The sequence below is a fragment of the Pseudoflavonifractor sp. 60 genome, from assembly GCF_009911645.1.
Classification (GTDB): domain Bacteria; phylum Bacillota; class Clostridia; order Oscillospirales; family Oscillospiraceae; genus Lawsonibacter.
The window spans coordinates 24,751-32,609 of record NZ_QWKI01000043.1; the positions used below are offsets into that span (position 1 = coordinate 24,751).

The 7,859-nt window shown below is 63.4% G+C and carries 8 protein-coding genes; 3 read left to right on the plus strand and 5 right to left on the minus strand.

All coding sequences use genetic code 11. The features are described 5' to 3' along the window. Window positions 1-44: 44 nt before the first annotated feature. A complete protein-coding gene (locus D1646_RS05975; RefSeq protein ID WP_160635583.1) occupies window positions 45-221 on the minus strand; it encodes a hypothetical protein in 177 nt (58 codons plus the stop codon). Between the two features lie 153 nt (window positions 222-374). Between D1646_RS05975 and D1646_RS05980 the strand changes: the two genes are divergently transcribed. The 3 genes from D1646_RS05980 to D1646_RS05990 are packed head-to-tail and all read left to right on the plus strand — an operon-like array spanning window position 375 to window position 3,129. Further along, on the plus strand, window positions 375-707 hold the full coding sequence (locus D1646_RS05980) for a helix-turn-helix transcriptional regulator (RefSeq protein WP_160635584.1): 333 nt from the start codon (window positions 375-377) through the stop codon (window positions 705-707). Window positions 708-723: 16 nt separating this feature from the next. Beyond that, the gene (locus D1646_RS05985) at window positions 724-1,701 is read left to right on the plus strand and encodes an HpcH/HpaI aldolase/citrate lyase family protein (RefSeq protein ID WP_160635585.1); all 978 of its coding nucleotides are present in this window, start codon (window positions 724-726) and stop codon (window positions 1,699-1,701) included. Between the two features lie 36 nt (window positions 1,702-1,737). Beyond that, window positions 1,738-3,129, plus strand: a complete 1,392-nt coding sequence (locus D1646_RS05990; protein WP_160635586.1) for a serine protease — start codon at window positions 1,738-1,740, stop codon at window positions 3,127-3,129. Window positions 3,130-3,182: 53 nt separating this feature from the next. On the opposite strand, the gene D1646_RS05995 is transcribed toward D1646_RS05990, so the two are convergent. The 4 genes from D1646_RS05995 to D1646_RS06010 form a co-directional block, all read right to left on the minus strand. Continuing rightward, entirely contained in the window at window positions 3,183-4,835 is a 1,653-nt protein-coding gene (locus tag D1646_RS05995; protein ID WP_160635587.1) for an ATP-binding protein, read from the minus strand. Beyond that, the gene (locus D1646_RS06000; RefSeq protein WP_160635588.1) at window positions 4,832-5,497 is read right to left on the minus strand and encodes a response regulator transcription factor; all 666 of its coding nucleotides are present in this window, start codon (window positions 5,495-5,497) and stop codon (window positions 4,832-4,834) included. Before D1646_RS06000 ends, D1646_RS05995 begins: the two co-directional genes overlap by 4 nt. 61 nt (window positions 5,498-5,558) lie before the next feature. Continuing rightward, window positions 5,559-7,304: a Na/Pi cotransporter family protein gene (locus D1646_RS06005; RefSeq protein WP_160635589.1), complete on the minus strand. Its 1,746-nt coding sequence runs from the start codon at window positions 7,302-7,304 to the stop codon at window positions 5,559-5,561. 176 nt (window positions 7,305-7,480) lie between these two features. Further along, a partial coding sequence (locus tag D1646_RS06010; RefSeq protein ID WP_243154045.1) for a thiamine pyrophosphate-dependent enzyme occupies window positions 7,481-7,859 on the minus strand: 379 nt, incomplete at its 5' end.

Consider the following 7,859-nt stretch of genomic DNA (forward strand, 5'->3'; position numbering starts at 1 on the left):
ATCCCCATTTTCAAGCCAAAAAAATAGATTCCGCCCCTCCAAGCTCACCCAGACGGCCGCCTCTCCGGTCCGGAGCCGCCCGCCCCCTGTCTGTCCGCCGCAGATTGGGCAAAGCGGAGGGTCTTCAAAATGGCCAGGGCGCTGTTCTGTTCCTGTTCGTTCAGCCGGGCAAAGGCGGCGTTCAGCTGAGCAAGACGGTCCTCTTCCTTGCGTGAGCTCATCTCTGCGCCCCTCCCATTGTGTGTTGTAAACACAATATAGCACAGGCTGACGGCGTTGTCAACACCGTATACTCAATTTTTTGTGTTGACAATCCCAATTCTGTGTTGTACTATATAAATAATTTTATTCTCCGCAGGCAAGGAGGTTATGAGATGCCGGCCAGCAGAATCAGACTTGTACGGGAGGCCCTCAATCTATCCCAGCGTGAGTTTGGAGAAAAATTAGGGGTCAGCCGCGACGTGATCAGCAACATTGAATATGGACGGGTACAGCCCAAAAAGCTCCTGCTCCAGCACCTGTGCCAGCAGTACAAGGTAAATCCCCACTGGCTGGAGACGGGGGAGGGCGCCATGTTTGACAGCGGCCCGGCCTCCGGCGACCGGTTTGGCGAGGCGCTGACCCTGTTCGGCTCCCTCAAGCCGGAGTTTCAGGACTACGCCCTGGACCAGATCAAAAAGCTGGCCGAGCTTCAGGACAAATACTAGGAAGGGATTTTTCGCCATGAATCAGATCATCACGGGCTACGATGTGGGGGCGCTGATGTACTCCCCCGCCAACGCCCACACCGGCATTGTGGACGCCTTACAGCAGGAGCGCTATCCCCGGCCCTTCTCCCTGGCCTTCTGTCTGGAGGACACGGTGCGGGAGGAGGCGGTGGAGGAGGCGGAGCGGACCCTCTGCCGCACTCTGGAGCGGATCTCCGCCGCCCGGGCAGAGGGTCCCTTCTACCTGCCCCTGATCTTTGTCCGGGTCCGCTCCCCCCGGCAGCTGGACAGGCTCTGCACCCGCTTCGCCCCCTTTGCCCCCATCCTCACCGGCTTTATCCTGCCCAAATTTTTCGTAGAGAACTGCGATGCTTACATCCAAATCATACAGCGGGCCGCGGCGGCGGGGCTGGAGTGGCGCTATATGCCCATCTTCGAGTCCCCGTCCATGATCGACCTGCACACCCGGCACCGCCAGCTGGAGCAGGTGCGGGACGCCCTGGACTCTGTGTCGGACCGGATTCTGAACATTCGGGTGGGAGGCGCCGACCTGTCCCACGCCTTCGGCCTGCGCCGGCACGTGGACAACACCATCTACGACCTGCGGCCGGTGGCCGATGTGCTCAGCGATCTGGCCGCCGTCTTCGCCCGGCAGTACATCGTGTCGGGTCCGGTGTGGGAGTACTACGCCGGCGAGGGCTGGGACGCCGGTCTGCGCCGGGAGGTGGAGCTGGATATGCTGTGCGGCTTCACCGGTAAGACGGTGATCCACCCCAGCCAGATCCCCGTGGTCAACGACTGCCTGAAGGTCTCCGCCGCCGACTACCAGGACGCCCGGCAGATCATGAGCTGGGACCCCCACAATCCCCGCCTGGTGGCCGCCAGCACCGGTGGGACCCGCATGAACGAGTACAAGACCCACTCCCGCTGGGCCGAACGGGTCCTCCAGCTGGCCCGGAGATACGGCGTCCAGGAGGAGAGCATTTCCAGGTGACAGACCCGAGAAAGATTGACAAGGGAGCGCCGCGCTATGAACGATCAGCTGTTTCAAACGTCAGCCCGGATTCCCTCCGGCGACCCGCTGGAGGAGTTTATGCTGCTCAACGGGAGATACTCCAACTTTACAAAAGAGACCTTCTTCATCCGCTGCGCCAGCGGGCAGAATTGTGAGGCCGACGCGGCCCGTCTGCGCACCTGGGCCGGTCAGAACGGGGGCCGGGGATATGTCTTCACCCCTGCCCTCAGCTCCTACCTGCCCGCCCCCCAGGTGGAGAAGTATGTGGCCCTGTACCAGGGGGGGCAGATCAGCTTTCCCTTCCACTTTGCCAATCCCATCTGGCAGGAGACCCTGGAGCGCAGCTTTGATCGGATCGTGGACCTGTTCCAGCACGTCCGCGGACGCAGCGAGGCGGCCATTGTGCGCAACTTTTCGGTAAAAATCCTCTGCTGGATGGATACATATTTTCCAAAACTCTTTGTGGAGACCCGGAAGATGAACCGCTTCCCCAAGTTCGCCTGCGGCGGACAGCTCAAGCTGGCGGAGTACCTGTTTTTATATCTGCTGTTCCTCATGGGGTGTGACGTGCTGTACATCAGCCCCACGGGGGAGGCGGCGGTGGAGTCCCCGGAGCTGCTGGCCCTGTCCGCCCCCGCCCGCAGCGTCCAGGCTCCGCCTGCCGCCCCGGTCCTGTCCCCTGCCCCCCAGCCCGTCCCGGCGGGAAGGCCCGTCATCTCCATGGACCGCATCCGCCGGCCTGAGCGGCACCCTGTCCCGCCCCCGGTCCGGCCCGCCCCCCCGGTCCCCTCTGCCCCTGCGGCCCGGCCCGCTGTCTCCGCCGGGAGGCCCCGGGAACCCCTGGAGTTTGAGGAGCTGGCAAAGCGGGCCTCCTCGGTGGTCATGCTGAAAATCTTCGACCAGGACGGCCAGTGTCTCAAAACGGGCTCCGGGGTCATCATCAGCGACAAGGGCTACGTGCTCACTAACCTCCACGTGGTCAATGGCGGCCACCACTACGGCATCCTCCTGGAGGAGGAGAGCGACATTTTCTACACCAATGAGCTGATCAAATACCATCCGGACTACGACCTGGCGGTGCTGCGCATGGACAAGCGCCGCGCCCCCATCCCCATCTCCCAAAATCCCGGCGGACTGGTCCGGGGGCAGAAGGTGGTGGCCATCGGCAGTCCCCTGGGGCTGTTCAACTCGGTATCCGACGGCATCATCTCCGGCTTCCGGGAACTGGAAAAGGTGTCCATGATCCAGTTCACCGCCCCCGTCTCCCACGGCAGCAGCGGCGGCGCTCTGCTGGACATGTACGGGGAGCTCATCGGCCTGATTACCGGGGGCTATAACGACGGGCAGAACCTGAATCTGGCCGTGGGCTATCAGACCATAACCCAGTTTGCCCGGGGCCTCTTCTGAACTCCATCAAAAATCCTCTGGAAACGGTCCGTCTCCAGAGGATTTTTCCATGTTCAGGCCAGGGGGAGGGTCACGGTCACGGCGGTGCCCGCCCCGGGGGTACTCTCCAGGGACAGCGTCCCGCCGTGGTACTGGACAATGTGCTTCACAATGGACAGCCCCAGCCCCGTGCCGCCGGAGGCCTTGGAGCGGCTCTTGTCAACTCGGAAAAACCGCTGAAACACCCGGTCCTGATCCTCCGGCGGGATGCCGATGCCGGTGTCCTGAACCCGGACCTGGGCCTGTCCCCTCTCTTCCCAGACGCAGACGTCCACGCTGCCCCCCTCCACATTGTATTTGATGGCGTTGTCACACAGGTTGTAGACCATCTCATGGAGAAAACCGGTCGCCCCCAGCACCTGGACGTGCTCCCCTGTAACCGTTAGGCGCACCCCTTTCCGGGCGGCCTGGTCCTCCAGCCCCGCCGCCGTCTGCTCTGCCAGCTCCAGCAGATCCACCGGCTCCCGGGGCAGGGGGACCCCCTCGTCCAGCTGGGACAGGTGAATGATGTCCTCCACCAGGGCCACCAGCCGGGCCGCCTCCCGGTGGATCAGGCCGGAGAACTGGGGCACGTCCTCCGGGCGGACCAGCCCGTTTTGCAGCAGCTCCGCACTACCCAGAATGGATTGCAGCGGCGTTTTCAGCTCGTGGGACACGTTGGCGGTGAACTCCCGGCGGCTGCGCTCGGCGGCGGCCTGCTCCGTCACGTCGAAGGCCAGCAGCACCGTACCGGCGGCGGCGTCCTCCGACGCAATGCGGCTGATATCCAGCTGAAATTCCCGGCCGCCCCGCTCCATCCGGGTCTGGCTGTGTCCTGTCTCTTGGGCCCCCTGGATGGTCTGGGCCAGCGTCCCGCGCTCCAGAGGCCCCTCCCCGCCGAAGATGCGCCGGGCCGCCGGGTTGATGCTTAAAATCTCCCCGCCGTCGTCCAGCAGGATCAGGCCCTCCCGCATATGGCGGGTGACCTGTTCAAATTCGTCCGTCTTCTTTTGCAGGTCCCGCAGCTGCCCGGCAATCTGCTGGCGCTGCTGGTGGATGCGGCTGAGCAGAGGGGTCAGCTCCTCGTAGGCGTCGTTCTCCAGGGGATTGTCCAGGTCCAGAGCGTTGAGGGGCCGGACAATCTTCTTCGCCATCCCCCGGGCCAGCACGGCGGAGAGGATGACGGCCAGCATCCCCACCAGCAAAATGGGCTGGAGCATGGCCAGCACCAGGGCGGGCAGCGTCATCTGGCTGGCCGAGATGCGCAGTACTGTCCCGTCCCGTAGGGCCCGGGCGTAGTATACCGTCCGCCGGGTCAGGGTCGCGGAGCTGCGCACGCTGCTGCCTTCCCCGCTGGCAAAGGCCTCCCGGATCTCCTCCCGGTCCCCGTGGTTCTCCATGGTCCCGGCCTCCTCCGCCGTGTCGAAGAGCACTGTTCCGGCGGAGTCGACCCAGGTCAGCCGGTAGTCAGGGGCCCAGCTGTAGCGGTAATCCGGGCCGGACAGCAGCTCCAGATACCTCTTCCCCTGCTCCTCGACCCCATAGGCGGCCAGCCGCAGCTCGTCCCGCAGCTGCTGCTCCTGCACCGACCGAAAGTAGCCGGACAGTCCCCCCATGGCCACGGCCAGGCTGGCCAGCAGCACCGCCGCCGCCACGGTCAGGGTGGAACGAAAAATTCTTTTGGTCATGGTTTTCCCTCCAGACGGTAGCCCACATTCCGGACCGTCTCAATCATCCCCCCACAGGGGCCCAGCTTCTGCCGCAGATTTTTGACGTGCATATCCACCGTTCGGGTCTCCCCCACGTACTCCGTCCCCCAGACGCAGGAAAGCAGCCGCTCCCGGGTCAGGGCCACGCCGGGGGCGGAGAGGAACAGCCGCAGCAGCTCAAACTCCTTGTAGGTGAGGGTGACCCGCTCCCCCTCCGCCGTCACGGTGCGCTCCGCCAGGTCCATCACCAATCCCTTCCGCCGCAGCACCTGTTCCTCCCGCTGGGGCCGGTACCGGCGCAGCACCGCCTTGACCCGGGAGACCATCTCCATCATGCCGAAGGGTTTGACCAGATAGTCGTCCGCCCCCAGGTCCAGGCTCTGGATCTTGTCGAACTCGGTTCCTTTGGCGGTGGCCATAATCACAGGGATATCACTGGAGGTCCGCAGCTGCCGCAGCAGCTCAACTCCGCTCTGGCCGGGGAGCATCACATCTAAAATCACCAGCTCGGGCCGTCCGGTCTCCAGCGCTCTCAAAAAGTCGTCTCCGCCGGCAAAGCCCTGGACCTCAAAGCCGGCGGAGCTCAAGGCGTACAGCTCCAGGCTCCGGATGCTGTCGTCGTCCTCCACACAGTAGATCATAGGATCCCCTCCTTGCGGCTCTATCATACCACAGTCCGCCCCCGCAAGCAACGCGGCCCCATCAGGGCAGGGCGTATTTGCTGGTATACTCCCGGTACCGCCGCCGGAACTCCTCACTGCCGCTGCGCACATCCTGCAGGGACTGGTGCAGGTTCATGTTCTCGTGGGCCGCGTCGATGACACAGCCGGCAATGTTGGAGCAGTGGTCCGCCGTGCGCTCCAGGTCGGTCAGCAGGTCCAGCCAGGCAAAGCCCACGTCGATGGTACACTCCCCCTTTTGCAGGCGGAGGATATGCCGGGTGCGCAGCTGCTCCTTCAGCTGGTCCACCACCTGCTCCAGAGGCTCCACCAGAGAGGCGGACTCCAGGTCTCCCTGGAGAAAGGCGGCCAGGGCCAGGTCCAAAATCTCCCCCACCGCCTCCGAGAGCACCGCCAGTTCCCCCAGCGCCGCCTCGGTCAGGTGCAGGCCCTTGTCCTGCAGCTCCTCCGCCGACTCCACCAGGTTCACCGCGTGGTCTGCGATGCGCTCAAAGTCCCCGATGATCTTCAGCAGCTTGGCCGCCTCCCGGCTGTCCGCCCCGCTGATGGGCTGGGTGCTCAGATTCACCAGATAGGTACCCAGAATGTCCTCGTAGTGGTCCGTCTTCTCCTCCCGCTCCCGGACACGGGCCGCCGTCTCCCGGGAATAGCGCCGCAGACAGCTCAGCGCCTCCTCCAGGGACTTGGCGGCGGTTTCGGCCATATCGGCAGCCACATGGCCGCACCGCTCCAGGGCGATGGACGGGGTGGCAAACAGACGCTCGTCCAGCTCGGAAAATTGCTCCGGCTGCCGGTCGTCGGGGACCAGAAGGGTTACCAGCCGCTCCAGGAAGCCGGACAGGGGGAGCATCAGCAGGGTACACAGCACGTTGAATACCGAGTGCGCCGCCGCAATGCCCACCCGGGTCACCCCCTCGTTCAGCAGAGCGGGGTTCACAAGGGCGCGGCAGAGGCAGAACGCCGCCAGCCACACCGCCGTTCCAATAATATTGAAGGACAGGTGGACCAGAGCGGCCCGCTTGGCGTTTTTGTTGGCCCCCACAGAGGAGAGCATAGCGGTGACGCAGGTCCCGATATTCTGGCCCATAATAATGGGGATGGCCGCCCCGTAGGAGACCTGTCCCGTAGCCGCCAGGGCCTGTAAAATGCCCACCGAGGCGGAGCTGGACTGGATCACCGCCGTGAGCACCGCTCCGGCCAGGACCCCCAGCACCGGATTCGTAAATAGGATAAACATCTGCTGAAAGGCGGGGACGTCCCGGAGGCCGGACACTGCTTCCGTCATCGACTCCATCCCGAACATCAGCGTGGCGAAGCCCAGCAAAATCATGCCGGTATCCTTTTTTCGGGCGTCCTTGACAAACAGATAGAGAATAATCCCCCAAAAAGCCAGCACCGGCGTGAAGGAGGAGGGCTTGAGCAGCTGCACGAAAATATTCCCTCCGTCAATCCCCGCCAGGCTCAGGACCCAGGCTGTGACGGTGGTGCCGATGTTGGCCCCCATGATAATGTTGATGGCCTGCTTCAGGGTCATCAGGCCGGAGTTGACAAATCCCACCACCATCACCGTGGTGGCGGAGGAGCTCTGGATCACCGCTGTGACCCCGATGCCCGTCAGCAGTCCCGCCAGCTTGCCGGTGGTCATCTTCTCCAGCAGGGTCCGCAGCTGGCCCCCCGCCCTGCGCTCCAGGGCCTGCCCCATGAGACTCATGCCGAACAGGAACAGGCTCAGGCCGCCCAACAGTGTAAGTGCGTGAAAAATATCCATGAATTCCATCCCTTTTTCTTTATTTGCTCAAATCCTCGCCCCCTTAGTGTAACCCGAGAATGTAAAATCTGTTATCATCTCCATGTAAAATCTATGTAAAATCCTGTCAGCGCAGTAAAAGCGGACCGCCCATATGGACGGTCCGCTGAACTTGTTCTGCTGTGCCTGCGGGGAAATCAGGCGTTGTGGGACTTGGAGTGGCTGGGGGCGACATACTGGCCGTTCTCCTTCTTGACCAGCTTGCCCTCCTTGACCAGCTCGTTGGGAGTATAGATGTCATTGATGTTCCAGCAGCCGGGGGTAGGCACCACAATGTTCTCCATGGGGGCCTCCAGCAGGAAGGGACGGCCGGCCTTGTTGGTGGCGATGGCCCGTTCCAGGGCGGGCTTGAACTCCTCGGCGGAGGAGATGCAGACAGATTCCACACCGTAGGCCTTGGCCACCTCGGCCCAGCGGGGGGTGTAGGTCTCGCCGTCGTGGGTGTGGAACTTGGTGCCGAAGAAGGTGTGATAGTTGGCGTTCTCCAGGCCGGCGATGGTGCCGAAGGCGGAGTTG

Excerpts from the sequence above, each read along its gene's own strand:
- D1646_RS05995 (WP_160635587.1), bottom strand. The coding sequence starts at position 4,835 with ATGACCAAAAGAATTTTTCGTTCCACCCTGACCGTGGCGGCGGCGGTG.
- D1646_RS06000 (WP_160635588.1), bottom strand. The coding sequence starts at position 5,497 with ATGATCTACTGTGTGGAGGACGACGACAGCATCCGGAGCCTGGAGCTG.
- D1646_RS05975 (WP_160635583.1), bottom strand. The coding sequence starts at position 221 with ATGAGCTCACGCAAGGAAGAGGACCGTCTTGCTCAGCTGAACGCCGCC.
- D1646_RS06005 (WP_160635589.1), bottom strand. The coding sequence starts at position 7,304 with ATGGATATTTTTCACGCACTTACACTGTTGGGCGGCCTGAGCCTGTTC.
- D1646_RS05985 (WP_160635585.1), top strand. The coding sequence starts at position 724 with ATGAATCAGATCATCACGGGCTACGATGTGGGGGCGCTGATGTACTCC.
- D1646_RS05980 (WP_160635584.1), top strand. The coding sequence starts at position 375 with ATGCCGGCCAGCAGAATCAGACTTGTACGGGAGGCCCTCAATCTATCC.
- D1646_RS05990 (WP_160635586.1), top strand. The coding sequence starts at position 1,738 with ATGAACGATCAGCTGTTTCAAACGTCAGCCCGGATTCCCTCCGGCGAC.